Genomic DNA, 16,327 nt, shown 5'->3' with positions numbered 1-16,327 from the left:
ACCAAATCGTATTTAGAAATCCAAGTCCTTAACAAAGACGGCATTGTTTTCAATAAATTCTCGACGAGGTTCAACTTTGTCCCCCATCAACATTTCAAATACTTGGTCAGCTTCAATTGCATCCGCTGGATCTACGCGTAATAAACGACGGCGTTCTGGATCCATAGTAGTTTCCCACAATTGTTCGGCGTCCATTTCCCCAAGCCCTTTATAACGTTGAATAGCTGGCTTAGGTGCTGCTGGTAATTGACCAATTAATTCTTCCAATTCTTCATCAGAATCAACATACTTTTCAAATTTACCTTGGCGAACTTGATACAAAGGTGGTTGTGCAATATAAATATATCCTGCTTCAACAAGCGGACGCATGTAACGATAGAATAATGTCAACAAGAGCGTCCGAATATGGGCCCCATCAACATCGGCATCAGTCATAATAATTAATTTATGATAGTGTGCTTTAGAAATATCAAAATCGCCACCAAAACCAGTCCCCATCGCTGTAAAGAGTGAGCGAATTTCTTCATTCGCTAAAACTTTATCGATTGAGGCTTTTTCCACGTTCAAAATTTTACCTCGAATTGGCAAGATTGCTTGCGTCAACCGTGAACGGCCTTGCTTAGCAGACCCCCCGGCTGAATCCCCTTCGACGATAAATAATTCTGAAATAGCAGGATCTTTTGAAGAGTTATCTGCTAATTTACCAGGCAAGTTAGAAATTTCCAAACCAGACTTTTTACGTGTCATTTCCCGTGCCCGCTTGGCAGCGACCCGGGCTTTAGAGGCAATTAAACCCTTCTCAACGATTTTTCGGGCCACATCCGGGTTTTCCAACATAAAGCGTGAGAACGTCTCTGAGAACATCCGATCAGTTGCTTGCCGCGCATCTGAGTTCCCAAGTTTAGTTTTCGTTTGACCTTCAAATTGAGGATCAGGGTGTTTAACTGACACAACTGCCGTTAAACCTTCTCGCACATCTTCCCCACTCAAAGCGTCTTCATTTTCTTTGATTAATTTATTTTGGCGCGCGTAGTCGTTAATTACCCGTGTCAAAGCAGTTTTAAAACCAGTTTCGTGAGTTCCACCTTCATACGTATGGATATTATTTGTAAATGATAATAAGTTTGAATGATAATCATCCGTATATTGCAAGGCCACTTCGACCATGATGCCCTTTTCCAAACCTTCAACATAGACCGGTTCGTCAAATAAGACATCCTTTTTTTCGTCCAAATATTTTACATATTCTTTAATCCCACCTTCGTAGTGGAATGATTGTGTAGCTGGCTCACCTTCACGATTGTCCGTAATTGAAATTCGCAAACCTTTATTTAAGAAAGCTAATTCACGGACCCGTGTTGTTAAAATTTTGGCATCAAAAATTTGAGTTTCTTGAAAAATATCTGGATCTGGTAAGAAATGAACAATTGTTCCACGTTCAAGTTCGGGAGTTTCATCCAAAATGTGCATATTTTTAGTTACATGCCCACGTTCAAAAGTCATGGCATATACCTTACCATCACGGACAACTTTAGCATCTAAATTAGTTGATAAAGCATTAACAACTGACGCCCCCACCCCGTGAAGTCCACCAGAAACCTTATATCCGCCACCGCCAAATTTACCTCCGGCATGCAAGACTGTAAAAACTGTCTCTAAGGCTGGTTTACCAGTCTTGGCTTGAATATCAACTGGAATTCCACGACCATTATCAGTAACAGTAATTGAGTTATCGGCTTCAATTGTCACTGTAATATGATCAGCAAAGCCTGCAAGAGCTTCATCAATTCCATTATCAACAATTTCCCATACTAAGTGATGAAGTCCTTGTGAAGTAGTTGTCCCAATATACATTCCGGGACGCTTACGAACTGCTTCTAGACCTTCAAGCACCTGAATTTGACTTGCATCATATTCTGCAGCATTAGTTTGCATTTGTGTTGCTTTATCAGCATCTACCTCTGCATTATCAGCTGCTAAATCTTGGATATTATCTTCAGCCATCATTTTCCTCCGTTAACTGTCCTGCTTTTATAGCAAAAACTTTTGGTTCATTGATTAATTGTTGCGCAATATCATTCAAACTAGGTGTCGTAATGAATGTTTGCACTTTATCTTGAATCGTTTTTAATAAATGTGTTTGGCGATGTGTATCTAATTCTGATAACACATCATCCAATAACAATACTGGGTACTCACCAGTTTCGTCTTTCATCAAAGTAATTTCTGCGAGTTTTACCGCCAAAGCAGTTGTTCGCTGTTGACCTTGTGATCCATATGTCTGCACATTTTTACCATTAACAATAAATTGTAAATCATCACGATGCGGGCCAACTAAGGTTGTTCCTTGCTGAATTTCTCGAGTTCGTTGCTTAGCATAGCGTTCAATTAATGCTTGTTTTATCGCAGCTAAATCTGTTAATTCTGCTAATACAATCGGTGATGCATATTCGAAAACTAAATGTTCTCGATCATTAGTTATTGATGCTTGAATTGGTGCTGCTGCAATTTCAAGTTTCTCTAAGAGTATTTTACGAGCTAATAAAATTTGTGCCCCAAATTCAATTAATTGATCAGTTAAAACATCCAGATAAATTAAATCCTTTGCTTGCTTGGTCATTAGCTGCCGTAAGTAATTATTACGTTGGCGCAAAATGATGCGATACTGACTCGCATTATATAAATATTTAGGATTAATTTGTCCAAACTCACGATCAATAAAATTACGCCGGACACTAGGCGCCCCTTTAACGAGTTCTAAATCCTCAGGTGCAAATAAAACCACATTTAAATGACCAATGTATTGCGACAATTTTGCTTGCTCTAAGTGATTTACCTTGGCTTTTTTACCTTTTTTTGTAAATTGTAATTCTAATGGGATATCACCATGTTGGCGGTGAATTTTACCACTAATACGGGCATCATCAGCTTGCCAGTTAATCAATTCTTTATCACTACTAGTCCGATGAGATCGAGCTAGAGCTAAGACATATATCGCTTCTAACAAATTTGTTTTTCCCTGGGCATTAGGTCCTAATAAGACATTCACACCCGGTGCAAAGGTGACCGTTAAATTCTCATAGTTACGATAGTTATGCAGCGTTAAATTCGCTAATTGCATGAATTCTTTTATTTAGCACGAATGACAAAGTCGCCAAAGTCTGGAATTGATACAACATCGTCAGGATATAATTTACGCCCGCGACGTTCATCATGCTCACCATTAACAAGCACTTCAACTTCGTATAAAAACCATTTAGCTTGGCCACCAGAGCTAATCACGTTTTCAATCTTCAACATTTGTCCAAGGGTTATGTATTCTGTGTTTATCAATACTTCTGTTGCCATTTAAACCGTCCTATTTTCTCTTGCAGCCAAGTTTTTGATTAACTTCTCTAAATGAGTAACTAATAACTCGACTCGACACTAATATACTAGCTAATTATACCGTTTTTGTGCGATTAAAACAATTCAATTAGCGTTTTAAAACGGTTTGAACAAAAAAGAATAGTCTTAGATAGATTTATTATATTTCGTAAAAATTAGCTCATTTTAGCTTAAAACGCCATTTAGCTATTTTTTAGGCAAGTTGGAAATACTTTAATTACCAAGAATTTAAATTATTAAAAAAGTCTAAAAATCGCCAATACTTATCCACATGTGGATAAGTATTGGCGATTTTTAGACTTTTTTAAAATGTCCGTACTGGCGTGATTAATTGAATAAAGCTTTCGCCATTTTCAACTGGAATCAAGGTAAATGGTCGTAAAGCAGTTGTGAAGCTAACTTCAATATCGATATTACCAAATGAACGCAAAGCATCCTTCATGTAATCAGGGTTAAATGAAATTGCCAATTCGTTACCAGCTTGTACTTTCACGTTTAAAGCTTCTTCAACTTGCCCAACATCAGGTGAGTTACCAGTAATTTTGGCCCCACTTGGATCAATTTCTAATTTAACCACATTGTTGCGTGATTCATGTGAAAGTAATGATGCCCGGTTAATGGCTGAAAGTAATTCCGTAGCGTTAAAAGTAACGGTTGTATCACTTTCCTTAGGGATTAAACGAGTTGTATCAGGGTAATTACCTTCAAGTAAGCGTGAGTAGAACAATGTTTTACCCAAGATAAACAATACTTGATTTTCAGCAATTCGCATTTCAACTGTTTCAACATTTTCAAGCATTTTAGCCAATTCATTAAGTGACTTACCAGGAATTATCACGTCAGCACTTGCAGCTAATGTATCCTCTAAGGCAACTTTACGTTGTGCAAGTCGGTGAGAATCAGTTGCAACTGCTAAAAACTGGTTTTCACTTAAGCTAAAGTGAACTCCTGTTAAAATTGGGCGACTTTCTTGATTTGAAACGGCAATTACAGTTTGAGAAATTATTTCACGTAAAGTATCCGCACTTAAAGTTACGGAATTAGTGGCTTCAATTTCTGGCAAATTAGGATATGAATTGGCATCTAAACCGTTAATTGTAAATGATGCTGAACCAGATGTAATTTTAGTTTGAAATCCAGTAGTCATTTCTAAAGTCATTGCTTGTGCTGGTAATTGTTTAACAATGTCAATAAAGAAACGTGCTGGTAAAACAATTGAACCTGGCTGTTCAATATTTAAAGCAGCAGCTTCATCAGCAATACTTAAAGTAGTTTCAATTGAAATATCTGAATCACTACCTGTTAAAGTAATTCCATCTTGATCAACAACTAATTTTAAACCTGTCAAAACAGGAATTGTTGTTCGTGATGCAATGGCGCGTGACACATCGTTAAGTTCCTTGATAAAGGCTGCACGATTGACAGTAAATTTCATGAGTTCGAGCTCCAATCTGAGTGTTTAAGTATATAGATATTATATATAAAAAGTTCGTAGTAGTAATAGGTATTGTGGATACTGTGGAAAACTAATACGAAACCAGCTATGTCAAGAAACATACCTGTGTATTCATGTGTGGATATTATGTTAATTATTAATAACTTATCCACAAGTGAATAACTTATTCGCCACTAATTTGTTTTTTTAATATGGCGATATTTTTTTGCAAGGGACTATTTTTTTCTAAATTATTTGAAATCTTTTCAGTTGCGTGCATCACTGTTGTATGATCCTTACCACCAAATTCACGGCCAATATTAGGTAATGAATTATCAGTCAATTCACGTGATAAGTACATGGCAATCTGTCTAGGAATAACGATTTCTTTGTTCCGTTTTTTCCCCTTTAAATCAGCAACTGATATATTAAAGAATTTAGCCACAGTTTCTTGGATAAAGCCAATTGTAACTTCTGATTTTTGTGCGATATCAAGTTCCGCTAAAATCTTAGTAGCATCATCAATGGTTGCTTTAACACCGCTATCAAATTTAGATATTACAGCAACACGTTTAAATACGCCTTCAAGTTCACGGACATTACTGTCGACTTGTTTAGCAATAAATTCAATCACATTACGATCAACTTCAATATTTTCTTTTTCAGACATTTCTAACAAAATAGCAATTCTAGTTTCAAAGTCTGGTTTATTGATATCAACTGATAATCCCCACTGGAATCGAGATACTAAGCGATCTTCTAAATCGGGAATGTCTTTTGGCAAGCGGTCTGAGGTCATTACAATCCGACCACTATGTCCCAAAATATCATTAAAGGTGTGAAAAAATTCTTGTTGGGTTGATTCTTTACCAGATAAGAATTGGACATCATCGACTAATAATAAGTCGGCATTGCGATATTCTTCGCGTAATTTTTCGGTAGTTCCATTTCGCACAGCGCTAATAAAGTCATTGGTAAACTGTTCGGATGTTACATAAAGTACCTTTTGGTTTGGATCGTTTAATAATGCGTTATTACCAGTAGCCTGCATTAAGTGAGTTTTTCCAAGACCAACCCCACCATAAAGTAACAATGGGTTATATTCCAAAGAACCTTCTGAGACAGCTAAAGCGGCCCCATATGCTAATTGGTTTGTAGCCCCAACAACAAACGTGTCAAAAATATACTTTGGATCTAAGTTATTTCCATGCTTTAGCACGGCTTGACGTTGTAAATCAGGATTATCATTTTTTTCAATTTCTTCAATTAAGTCAACAACTGGCTCCACGACGCGTACTTCAATATTTGCAAGTAGCATTTGATTAGTTTCAAATGCAAAGGTGGTAAATTCCTTTGCATAGGTTTTTAGCCACCGATCACGTGATAATTCATTTGGAACTTCAATCACAGCCGTATGTTTGCTGGCATCAAATTGTGCTAGACGAGCTGGCTGGATGAAATTGTCATATGATGGACGCTCCAGTTTGTTTCTGAAGCGGTCAGCAATTGCCGACCATAATGCGTTCCGTTCAACCATATTATTGTGGTTCCTCTTCTCAATCATAAATTTAACTTAATCTAGAATAGCATAAATAAAAAATTTTTCCAGTGTTATCCACAGGTGTGGACAAAAAAATAAAAAAATCCACACCACTGTGTGTTACTTTCCCACAAATATGTGGATAAAACAGTGGAAAACTCAAAATTTAATAGTTATCCACCAGTTTTTGTGGCTTAAAAAAGCAGACACGCCAAGCTTTAAAATAGTTATCCACTTTATCCACAGGTGAATGTTAATAACTATTCACAGGCTGTGGATTTTGGGATAACTTGTGTAGAAATCTTGTAAAACTAAGTATAGAAAAAAAGATAATTCACAGGCCTGTTGACAACGGACTGTCAGATTGGGGATAATCTATGGTAATTAAAAAAAATATTCCGATTTTTTTAGTTCACAATTAATTACTTTTGTGCTATGATATTACGGAAATGCAAAGAGATGTTACAATTTCGATGTAAATATATAGAAAAGAATGGAGGTGTCTTCTCAATGAAACGCACATACCAACCAAAGAAACGTCACCGTGAACGTGTCCACGGATTCCGTAAGCGCATGAGCACTTCAAACGGACGTAAAGTATTAGCACGTCGTCGCCAAAAAGGCCGCAAGGTGTTATCTGCATAAGAAGGTCACTGGTCACAGTGACTTTTTTTTATCGCTTATTCCAGGATTGAGAGGGAAAAAATGCGGAAGTCATATCGCGTAAAAAAAGAAGCGGAATTTCAAAAAGTATTTGATCGCAAACATTCAGTTGCTAATCGTATGTTTATCCTATACAAGATGGAGCAGCCGGCCGCTAAGCACTTTCGAGTGGGAATTTCAGTGGGAAAAAAGGTTGGAAAAGCTCACGATCGAGTATATGTGAAGCGTCGTATCCGGCAAACGTTATTGGAATATAAAGCACAGATTGCTCCTAATTACGACTTTCTTGTGATTGCACGTCCAGCTGCTAATGGACGACCAATGGCTGAAATTCGTGAAAATTTAGTTCATGCCCTACAATTAGCAACGCTTTTGCCAACTTCAAATAAGTAATTATTCGTAAATCTCAAGTATGTAGGAGAGAATTTATGCACACAGCAAAGAAACGGTCACAAAAAAAGCTTGGCTTAATTGTGGCTATGGTGGCAGGGTTAACAGTCTTTTTAGCTGCCTGCAGTAATAAGCCAATCACAGAACATTCAACTGGTATCTGGGATGGTGGCATTATCTTGAACTTCTCCCGTGCGTTAATTGGTTTATCTCACTTTTTGGGAAACAATTATGCGTTTGGGATTATTGCGTTCACGTTAATTATTCGGATTATTATTTTGCCATTGATGATTTATCAATCAAAATCAATGTTGAAAATGCAAGATTTACAACCTCAAATTAAAGCCTTGCAAGCAAAATATCCAGGTCGTGATAATGAATCACGGCTTGCAATGCAACGTGAATCACAAGAATTATACAAAGAAGCAGGGGTTAACCCATTTGCAAGCTTGTTGCCATTGTTAGTACAAATGCCAATCTTGATTGCTTTGTACCAAGCGATTTTCCGAACACAAGAATTGCGCACTGGTCACTTCTTGTGGCTTCAACTTGGTCACCAAGATCCATTTTTGGTATTACCAATCTTAGCAGCAATCTTTACATTTGGTAGTTCGTGGTTAGCAATGGCTTCAGCGCCAGAGCAAACAGGGATTACTAAATCGATGACATTTATGATGCCGGTAATTATTTTTATTACTGCTTTATCATTGCCATCAGCATTATCACTTTATTGGGTGGCTTCAAACGCCTTCCAAATGGTGCAAACTTGGTTTATCCAAAATCCATTTAAGATTAATGCAGCACGCGCTGAAAAGAAAGCGGCTGAAAAAGCACGCCAACGGAAGCTTGAAAAAGCACGCCGAAATGCGCTTAAAAAGAAGTAAGTAACATTAAGTGTCAAGATGATGAATCTTGACACTTTTTTATTGGATAAAACCATTTTCGGGAAATAATTATGAGTAAATCAAAATATTTCCTGAAAATACGTGAATAAGTGAACAAAAACCATAAAATTTATTTAAATCAAGATATAAGCAAAATAATATTGGTTTATGCCAAAAATGTGAAAAATAAAACAAAATCAGATAGAATAGTTAATATAGTTATTAATAATAACGTACTTATAAATCATGAAAGCGATGGATTTAATTATGGGTCAAGAACGGACGTTAATTTTAGTTAAGCCAGATGGTGTTAGCCAAGGGCATATTGGCGAAGTAATCACTCGTTTGGAACGTAAAGGCTATCAGATTGAAGCACTTAAGGTAACATACGCAACCCGCGCACAATTGGATCAGCATTATCAAGATAAAATTGATAAACCATTCTATCCTGAAATGGTTAAATACATGCAAGAAGGACCAATTGTAGCAATTATTGCAAGTGGAATTAGTGTAGTAGATGTTTTTCGACGGATGGCTGGTCAAACTAATGTATTGGAAGCTGATTTTGGAACTATTCGCGGTGATTTTGGCCGGCAGTGGTCTGATGGAGTTATGCGTAATGTCGTGCATAGTTCTGATAGTGTCGAACATGCTGAACGTGAGATTGGAATTTGGTTTAATTAAAAAAGACGTTTGCTAGTTAGTAAAGTTCATAAAATAGTAAAAAGGTAGAAAGATTTATAGTCTTCTACCTTTTTTTGCGTAATATATATGAATTATTTGTAATATTTATTGATTTAACACGTACAAATAGGCAAATTTTGGGTATAATTAGGATTTAGAATATAATAAGTGGGAAATAAAATGGCACGATTTAAAGGAAAAACAATAGAAGAAGCAACTAATCGAGGATTAAAAATTCTAGGTGTTAACCGTAATGAGGTTGAAATTTATGTAATCAATGCAGGACAAGCTAAGTTTTTTGGGCTATACCATGTATCGGCAGAAGTTGAAATTATCATCAAAGAGCAAAATCAGATGATGCAATCAATGCAAGTTGCGACACAATCAAAGCCAACAATGGATGAACCAAGTGTTGGTAAAACAGTAGATTCACAAGCTGATATTGAAGCCCAAGAATTATTGGAGCGTCAAGCTAAAAATCGTGAACGCTGGGAAAAAGCAACTGATGATGTGATTGATTATTTAGTGACCATCCTGGGAGCTTTAGGTATTGAAGGTGACCTTAACGCTACTTGGGGCCAAAACACCTTGAATATTCAATTTGAAACAACAACCGAAGGCTTATTAATCGGCAAGTATGGACGGACATTAAATGCAATGCAAACGCTAGCAACGGCTTACTTGAGTGAAGCTGGCATTAATCACCCGCAAGTAATGCTAAATGTTGGAAATTATCGTGAAGAACGCACTGAAAAACTTGAACGCCTTGCTTATCGCTTAGCTGATAAAGTAGTTAGCCTTGGTCAAAGCGAAACATTGGAACCAATGCCAGCTTTTGAACGTAAGGTAATTCATAGTGCACTAGCAGACGATCCAGATATTTTAACGACTTCCATTGGGAAAGAACCATTTCGTTGCGTTAAAATTGAATTGACACCGGAAGCAACTGCTCGTCTTGATGCTTAGGTTAGAAATAAAATAATTTGATTGGTTGACATATGTTACTTGACTGATTAGAATAAATCTGTTGTCAGTTATTCAAGACGCTTTTTTAAGTAGTGCTTGAGTAGTGACGTAGACTGTTGAATATTATATACAATAAAAAACGTGCTCTAAAGGCCAAGTTCCTAAACATATACGTCACAACCGACTGACTCATAAACCGAGTCAACGGTTCTGCCTAGTATGCTACGGATCTTAACCGGCCCTTGTCGCACTCTTAAAATGTGCTCCAACCTACAAAAGTCTCCGTCTAACTCACAAGCCCTTTAATGCCTAGACCGCATTAGGCGGGTTGTCGCGTTAGGACTCGACTTTTCCCGTAGGTTGTCGCACTCTATATCACCGAAGTAGTGAAAGTGCTTCGCCACCCAAATGATGGGGTGGTGTAGGCACTTTTTTAGTACCCAGAAAGGAAATATCATGGCTAACGCAGGAGATGCATTAACAGAATTTGACACGATTGCCGCAATTAGTACGCCACCTGGTGAAGGGGCAATTTCAATTATTCGTTTGAGTGGAGAAGAGGCCGTTGTGATTGCCAACCGCGTCTTTAAAGGTAAAAACTTAACCAAAGTTGCCAGTCACACGATTAACTACGGTCACATTATTGACCCTGATCACGATAATCAAGAAATTGATGAAGTGATGGTGTCCGTAATGTTGGCGCCTAAAACCTTTACGCGAGAAGATGTTATCGAAATTAACGCGCACGGTGGAATTGTGGCAACTAACAAAATCTTGCAATTATTACTTGCTAATGGGGCCCGAATTGCCGAACCGGGCGAATTTACGAAGCGGGCCTTTTTAAGTGGTCGGATTGATTTATCACAAGCCGAAGCCGTGATGGATTTAATTCGGGCTAAAACGGATCGCTCAATGCAAGTAGCCTTAAATCAACTCGATGGTAATTTATCAACGTTAATTCGTAAAATTCGTAAAGACATAGTTGATACTTTAGCGGTCGTGGAAGTTAATATCGACTATCCTGAATATGATGCGGTTGAAGAGATGACAACCAAGTTATTGTTAGAACAGGCTGAAAATGTTAAGGCCTACGTTGAACAATTATTACGGACGGCTAAACAAGGTAAAGTTTTACGTGAAGGGCTTGCAACGGCGATTATCGGTCGGCCTAATGTTGGTAAAAGTTCAGTTTTGAACCACTTATTACATGAAGATAAAGCAATTGTCACTGATATTGCTGGGACCACGCGGGATGTGATTGAAGAGTATGTCAATGTGCGTGGCGTGCCGTTGAAATTAATTGATACTGCTGGGATTCGCGATACCGAAGACGTGGTTGAAAAAATCGGGGTTGAACGTTCACGGGCCGCGATTACGAAAGCTGATTTGGTAATGTTAGTGTTAAATACTAATCAACCATTAACTGATGAAGATCGCCAATTAATTGAAATTACTAACGATAAAAAACGGATTGTTATTTTAAATAAAACCGACCTTGAACAAAATATTAACCAAGCGGAGTTAGCTAGTTTAGTTGCCGCTGATGAAATGATTGCTGTATCAGTTTTACGTAATGACAACATGGACAAATTAGAAGAAAAAATTGCTCACTTGTTCTTTGATGAAGGAATTGAAAATAACCAAACTACAGTGATGGTTACTAATGCCCGCCATATCGGGTTATTAGCGCAAGCGGCTAAATCATTGCAAGCTGTCATTGATGGGATTGCAATGGGGATGTCGGTTGATATTGTCCAAATCGATATGACCAATGCCTGGGACAAACTTGGTGAAATTACTGGGGATTCCGTCCAAGACGACTTATTAACAGAATTATTTAGTCAATTTTGTTTAGGAAAATAACTTTTAAAAATAGGAGAATTAAAAATGGCTGTAGTTCCATATGAAGCTGGTGCATACGACGTAATCGTTGTTGGAGCTGGGCATGCTGGTTCTGAAGCTGCTTTAGCGGCTGCCCGCATGGGAAATAAAACTTTATTGATGACCATCTCACTTGAAATGGTTGCTTTCATGCCATGTAATCCGGCTGTTGGTGGTCCGGCTAAGGGAATTGTGGTGCGTGAAATTGACGCCCTTGGTGGTGAAATGGGTCGCAACACGGATAAAACATACGTTCAAATGCGGATGCTTAACACAGGTAAAGGTCCTGCCGTGCGTGCTTTGCGGGCCCAATCTGATAAAGATGAATACCACATCAGCATGAAACACACAATTGAAACAACCCCTAACTTAACGCTTCGCCAAGGAATTGTTGAAGAAGTTATCGTTGAAGATGGCGTGGCCACTGGGGTTCGGACTAATACCGGGGCCATTTATAAGGCTAAATCAGTGGTACTTACGGCTGGAACTTCATCACGTGGGAAGATTATTATTGGGGAATTGATGTACACATCGGGCCCAAACAACTCCCAACCATCAATTAAGTTATCAGAAAACTTATTGGATCTTGGTTTTGAATTGAAACGCTTCAAAACAGGTACACCACCACGGGTTAATGGTAAAACGATTGACTTTTCAGTTACTGAAGAACAACCTGGGGATGTCCAAGCTAACCACTTTAGTTACACATCAAAGGATGAAGACTACTTGGCCTTGGAACAACAACTTTCTTGCTGGTTAACTTACACAAATCAACATACGCACGCGATTATTAACGAAAATCTACACCGTGCCCCTATGTTTACTGGGGTAATTGAAGGGGTTGGTCCACGTTATTGCCCATCAATTGAAGATAAAATTGTGCGGTTTGCTGATAAGTTACAACACCAATTGTTCCTTGAACCAGAAGGTCGAACAACTGATGAATGGTACGTCCAAGGGTTCTCAACTTCAATGCCTGAAGAAGTCCAATTGAAGATGTTGCATTCAGTGCCTGGTTTGGAAAATGCCGAATTAATGCGTCCGGGTTACGCTATTGAATACGACGTTGTTGCCCCACACCAATTACGGCATACTTTAGAAACTAAAATTATTAAAAATCTTTACACCGCCGGCCAAATGAATGGAACTTCTGGTTATGAAGAAGCTGCTGGTCAAGGAATTATTGCCGGAATTAATGCTGGTTTGCGCGCCCTTGGTCGACCTGACTATGAAATGAAGCGTTCAGAAGGTTACATTGGGGTAATGATTGATGATTTAGTCACTAAGGGAACGAATGAACCATATCGCCTCTTAACTTCTCGCGCTGAATACCGATTATTATTACGTCATGATAATGCGGATTTACGATTAACTAAAGTCGGCCATGAATTAGGCTTGATTGATGATGAGCGGTACGCCGCTTTTGAAGCTAAAGTGGCGGCCATTGAAGCCGAAAAAGCCCGGTTACAAAGTATTCGTATTAACCCTAATGGTCCATTAGATGAGTACTTAGTAAGTTGTGGTTCAAACCCAATGAAAGATTCAATTTTAGCATCTGAATTACTACGCCGACCTGAAATCAATTACCAAAAATTAATGGACTTCATTCCAGCTAGCGAAACACCATTAGATCGCTATGTAATTGAGGAAGTTGAAATTCAAATCAAGTACGAAGGTTACATTGTTAAAGCCCAGGAAAAGGTTGAAAAACTACACCGAATGGAAGCTAAGAAAATTCCTGCTAATATCGATTATTCAGCAATTGAAGGGCTAGCTATTGAAGCTAAGCAAAAACTTGCTAAAATAGAACCAGAGACATTGGCCCAGGCTTCACGTATTTCGGGAGTAAATCCAGCTGATATTGCAATTTTGAGTGTGTATGTTCAAAATGGGCGCATTGTAAAAACAAATAGTGACAATAAAATTTAAAACTTAATTAATTAATTTATGAGCTTGAAAATCTTGCCAAAAAAGCACAAAATTAGTTATACTATATTTGATATGGCTAAAATGTGCATTTTAGCAGTATACATTGGACAGACATCAAAAAAACTTAGGAGAATTTAATCATGGCCAAGACGAAAATCGGTATTTTGGGCGCAGGTTACGCCGGATTGTTAGCATTGAAAGTATTGCAAAGCAAAGCGAAAGATGTAGAAATTACATTAATTGACCGTAACAGCTACCACAACGAAGCAACCGATTATCATGAAGTTGCTGCAGGTAGTGTGAATGCCGATAAAATCACTTACCAAATTGCAGACGTTGTAAAACCAGGTATCACTAACTTTATTCAAGCAACTGTAACTAAGATCGACAAAGAAGCTAAGACAGTTGAAATCGAAGGTCACGAGCCAATGACTTTTGATTACTTAATTGTTGCCTTAGGTTTCCGTTCAGAAACTTTCGGTATCAAGGGTGCAACTGAATTTGCTTTACCAATGGACGATGTTGAATCATCAGAAGCTGTTTACAAGCACTTTATTGCTAAGTTGGAAGACTACCGGACATCAAAGAAACCAGATAACTTGAAGGTCTTGATTGCTGGTGCTGGATTTACTGGTATGGAATTACTTGGTGCCATGGCTGAAAACAAAGCTAAGTACGCTAAGATTGCCGGTGTTACTCCAGATGACATTGAACTTACTTGTATCGATGCGGCACCTTCATTGTTACCAATGTTCCCATCAGACTTGGCTGACTACGCTGTTAAGCGCTTAGCTAAGCGTGGTGCTAAGGTTTACACTAGCCGTGGAATCAACGAAGTTAAAGATGGTGTGGTAGTTGCCCAAAACATGGAAACTAAAGAAATCATCGAATTCCCAGCCGGTACGATTATCTGGACTACTGGGGTTTCAGGTTCTGATGTTATCGCCAACTCAGGTATCGAAGCTCGTCGTAACCGTGTGATGGTTACTTCACAACTTAAAGATCCTGAAAACGACAAGGTTTACATCCTTGGTGACGTTGCTGCTGTTATGGACGCTGAAAGTGGCCGCCCATACCCAACTACTGCTCAAATCGCATTAGTAATGGGTCATGTTGCTGCAATGAACATCATTGCTGACATGAACGGTCAAGAAGGTGAAGACTTCAAGTACGTAAGTCAAGGTACTGTTTGTTCATTAGGTAACACTGATGCTATTGGTGTGCTTGGTAACGGTACTAAGGTTAAGGGATATGTTGCCTCAGCCTTGAAGAAAATCATTATGAACAAGTCTCTTTGGGAAACTGGTGGTGTTAAAGAAATGCTTGCCAAGGGTCGTTTTGACTTGTACCACTAGAAATTATAAGAGTGCAAATCACCTCGGTAGGTGCTGAGTACTAAAGAAAAGCGGTTTCGATATGCGTGCATATCGGACCGCTTTTAATTTAGACGGAAGTAGCTGAGGTGATTTGCACGTTTTGGCTCTTCAGATTTAAGAAGATACGGTTTTGATGTACAACTCTCTTTGACTAAAGAAAAGTAGCGCATATAATTTAATTTATTAAATTTAAAATATATGCTAGTATAAGTAAAAAATAAGTGATATACTGAATTCTATAAATAATGGGTTTTTTGTGTCTAAAAAAATTAGATATTAGATTATTTAATTAATAGCATAATTTAAACTTAAAAAAACGGCTATATGTGAATTTTTTATCTAAGTTATGATAAATTATACTTGAGCAACGAAAAGTGCCTCAAACAGCCTTAAAATAATAATAACGAAAAAGGGCCTCGATATTCAATCGAGGTCCTTTTTCGTTATTATTAAAATTTGCGTTGGATAATTATTTCAATTCTACGATTTTTAGCACGACCAGCAGCTGTATCATTAGTAGCAACTGGATTATTTTCTGCAAAAGCTTCAATGGTGACTTTATTAGCGGCTAAAACGTGAGCATTGGTTAGATAATTCATAACACTAATTGCCCGAGCTGAGCTTAATTCCCAATTAGATGCATATTGTGGATTATTTTGAATTGGTAAGTTATCTGTATAACCTGCAATAATAAATTTATTATTTTCTAGCATCTTAATGTGTGGTGCTAAAAGCGTTAACGATTTAGCCATCTCACTAGTGATGGCTGCACTAGCAGTATCAAATAAAATATCGCTATTTAAAGTTAGATGGATACCATCACTTTGAAGAGTAATCTTAACTTTGTCATGCAGTGGTGAATTATTAATATCTTTTTTTGTTTCCTCAAATGTTCTAGTTAGAAGTTGTTGCTCTTGTTGTCGTTTAAAGTTAACCGAATTAATTGGTTTGATGACATTATTGGGTTGTCCCTGAGCATTATTTTTACTCTTAGCAATCAAACTCGAATTAGGATTACTTGCTAAAATACTGCCAAATTCAGCTTCAAGTTGTTGTAATTTAGCGGTATCAACTTTTGAAACGGCAAATAAAACAATAAATAAAGCTAGTAATAATGTCAGCATATCTGAATATGGTAGAAGCCAAGCCTCACTTGGCTCTTCTTCATGCTTATTTTTTTTTCGCAAAATAC

General features: G+C 37.8%; 14 protein-coding genes. 8 read left to right on the top strand and 6 right to left on the bottom strand.

Going from position 1 to position 16,327, the window contains the following annotated elements:
- Positions 1-12: 12 nt before the first annotated feature.
- The 5 genes from gyrB to dnaA all read right to left on the bottom strand — a co-directional run bounded on the left by gyrB (position 13) and on the right by dnaA (position 6,359).
- Positions 13-1,935 (bottom strand): DNA topoisomerase (ATP-hydrolyzing) subunit B, encoded by a 1,923-nt coding sequence (gene gyrB / locus HF964_RS04335; RefSeq protein WP_210726993.1) that lies wholly within the window; start codon positions 1,933-1,935, stop codon positions 13-15.
- A 61-nt stretch (positions 1,936-1,996) separates the two neighbouring features.
- Positions 1,997-3,121, bottom strand: a complete 1,125-nt coding sequence (gene recF, locus HF964_RS04330; protein ID WP_168721836.1) for a DNA replication/repair protein RecF — start codon at positions 3,119-3,121, stop codon at positions 1,997-1,999.
- Between the two features lie 8 nt (positions 3,122-3,129).
- A complete protein-coding gene (gene yaaA / locus HF964_RS04325; protein ID WP_168721835.1) occupies positions 3,130-3,348 on the bottom strand; it encodes a S4 domain-containing protein YaaA in 219 nt (72 codons plus the stop codon).
- Positions 3,349-3,691: 343 nt separating this feature from the next.
- Positions 3,692-4,822 (bottom strand): DNA polymerase III subunit beta, encoded by a 1,131-nt coding sequence (gene dnaN / locus HF964_RS04320; RefSeq protein ID WP_168721834.1) that lies wholly within the window; start codon positions 4,820-4,822, stop codon positions 3,692-3,694.
- A 184-nt stretch (positions 4,823-5,006) separates the two neighbouring features.
- Entirely contained in the window at positions 5,007-6,359 is a 1,353-nt protein-coding gene (gene dnaA, locus HF964_RS04315; RefSeq protein WP_168721833.1) for a chromosomal replication initiator protein DnaA, read from the bottom strand.
- Positions 6,360-6,872: 513 nt separating this feature from the next.
- Here dnaA and rpmH point away from each other — a divergent pair.
- The 8 genes from rpmH (at position 6,873) to HF964_RS04275 (ending at position 15,114) form a co-directional block, all read left to right on the top strand.
- Complete coding sequence (gene rpmH / locus HF964_RS04310; protein ID WP_002828338.1) at positions 6,873-7,007, top strand: 50S ribosomal protein L34; 135 nt, start codon at positions 6,873-6,875, stop codon at positions 7,005-7,007.
- 60 nt (positions 7,008-7,067) lie between these two features.
- Positions 7,068-7,418, top strand: a complete 351-nt coding sequence (rnpA, locus tag HF964_RS04305) for a ribonuclease P protein component (protein WP_168721832.1) — start codon at positions 7,068-7,070, stop codon at positions 7,416-7,418.
- 35 nt (positions 7,419-7,453) lie between these two features.
- The gene (locus HF964_RS04300; RefSeq protein ID WP_168721831.1) at positions 7,454-8,299 is read left to right on the top strand and encodes a membrane protein insertase YidC; all 846 of its coding nucleotides are present in this window, start codon (positions 7,454-7,456) and stop codon (positions 8,297-8,299) included.
- Between the two features lie 267 nt (positions 8,300-8,566).
- Positions 8,567-8,983, top strand: coding sequence for a nucleoside-diphosphate kinase (gene ndk / locus HF964_RS04295; protein ID WP_168721915.1), 417 nt, complete (start codon positions 8,567-8,569; stop codon positions 8,981-8,983).
- 180 nt (positions 8,984-9,163) lie between these two features.
- Entirely contained in the window at positions 9,164-9,949 is a 786-nt protein-coding gene (jag, locus tag HF964_RS04290) for an RNA-binding cell elongation regulator Jag/EloR (protein WP_168721830.1), read from the top strand.
- 456 nt (positions 9,950-10,405) lie between these two features.
- A complete protein-coding gene (gene mnmE, locus HF964_RS04285) occupies positions 10,406-11,812 on the top strand; it encodes a tRNA uridine-5-carboxymethylaminomethyl(34) synthesis GTPase MnmE (protein ID WP_168721829.1) in 1,407 nt (468 codons plus the stop codon).
- Between the two features lie 24 nt (positions 11,813-11,836).
- Positions 11,837-13,759, top strand: coding sequence for a tRNA uridine-5-carboxymethylaminomethyl(34) synthesis enzyme MnmG (gene mnmG, locus HF964_RS04280; protein WP_168721828.1), 1,923 nt, complete (start codon positions 11,837-11,839; stop codon positions 13,757-13,759).
- A 140-nt stretch (positions 13,760-13,899) separates the two neighbouring features.
- Positions 13,900-15,114, top strand: coding sequence for an NAD(P)/FAD-dependent oxidoreductase (locus tag HF964_RS04275; protein WP_168721827.1), 1,215 nt, complete (start codon positions 13,900-13,902; stop codon positions 15,112-15,114).
- 470 nt (positions 15,115-15,584) lie between these two features.
- Here the strand turns inward: HF964_RS04275 and HF964_RS04270 are convergent, their stop codons facing one another.
- Positions 15,585-16,322 carry an OmpA/MotB family protein gene (locus HF964_RS04270; protein WP_168721826.1) on the bottom strand — a complete coding sequence of 246 codons (738 nt, stop codon included), beginning with the start codon at positions 16,320-16,322 and terminating at the stop codon, positions 15,585-15,587.
- Between the last annotated feature and the right edge of the window lie 5 nt (positions 16,323-16,327).

It is taken from the genome of Periweissella fabalis, assembly GCF_012396505.1.
Taxonomy (GTDB): Bacteria; Bacillota; Bacilli; order Lactobacillales; family Lactobacillaceae; genus Periweissella; species Periweissella fabalis.
Note: the sequence above shows the minus strand (reverse complement) of the source record. Positions and strands in the feature narration are given on the sequence as shown.

Excerpts from the sequence above, each read along its gene's own strand:
- dnaA (WP_168721833.1), bottom strand. The coding sequence starts at position 6,359 with ATGGTTGAACGGAACGCATTATGGTCGGCAATTGCTGACCGCTTCAGA.
- mnmE (WP_168721829.1), top strand. The coding sequence starts at position 10,406 with ATGGCTAACGCAGGAGATGCATTAACAGAATTTGACACGATTGCCGCA.
- rpmH (WP_002828338.1), top strand. The coding sequence starts at position 6,873 with ATGAAACGCACATACCAACCAAAGAAACGTCACCGTGAACGTGTCCAC.
- ndk (WP_168721915.1), top strand. The coding sequence starts at position 8,567 with ATGGGTCAAGAACGGACGTTAATTTTAGTTAAGCCAGATGGTGTTAGC.
- dnaN (WP_168721834.1), bottom strand. The coding sequence starts at position 4,822 with ATGAAATTTACTGTCAATCGTGCAGCCTTTATCAAGGAACTTAACGAT.
- yaaA (WP_168721835.1), bottom strand. The coding sequence starts at position 3,348 with ATGGCAACAGAAGTATTGATAAACACAGAATACATAACCCTTGGACAA.
- recF (WP_168721836.1), bottom strand. The coding sequence starts at position 3,121 with ATGCAATTAGCGAATTTAACGCTGCATAACTATCGTAACTATGAGAAT.
- jag (WP_168721830.1), top strand. The coding sequence starts at position 9,164 with ATGGCACGATTTAAAGGAAAAACAATAGAAGAAGCAACTAATCGAGGA.
- HF964_RS04275 (WP_168721827.1), top strand. The coding sequence starts at position 13,900 with ATGGCCAAGACGAAAATCGGTATTTTGGGCGCAGGTTACGCCGGATTG.
- mnmG (WP_168721828.1), top strand. The coding sequence starts at position 11,837 with ATGGCTGTAGTTCCATATGAAGCTGGTGCATACGACGTAATCGTTGTT.
- rnpA (WP_168721832.1), top strand. The coding sequence starts at position 7,068 with ATGCGGAAGTCATATCGCGTAAAAAAAGAAGCGGAATTTCAAAAAGTA.
- HF964_RS04300 (WP_168721831.1), top strand. The coding sequence starts at position 7,454 with ATGCACACAGCAAAGAAACGGTCACAAAAAAAGCTTGGCTTAATTGTG.
- gyrB (WP_210726993.1), bottom strand. The coding sequence starts at position 1,935 with ATGCAAACTAATGCTGCAGAATATGATGCAAGTCAAATTCAGGTGCTT.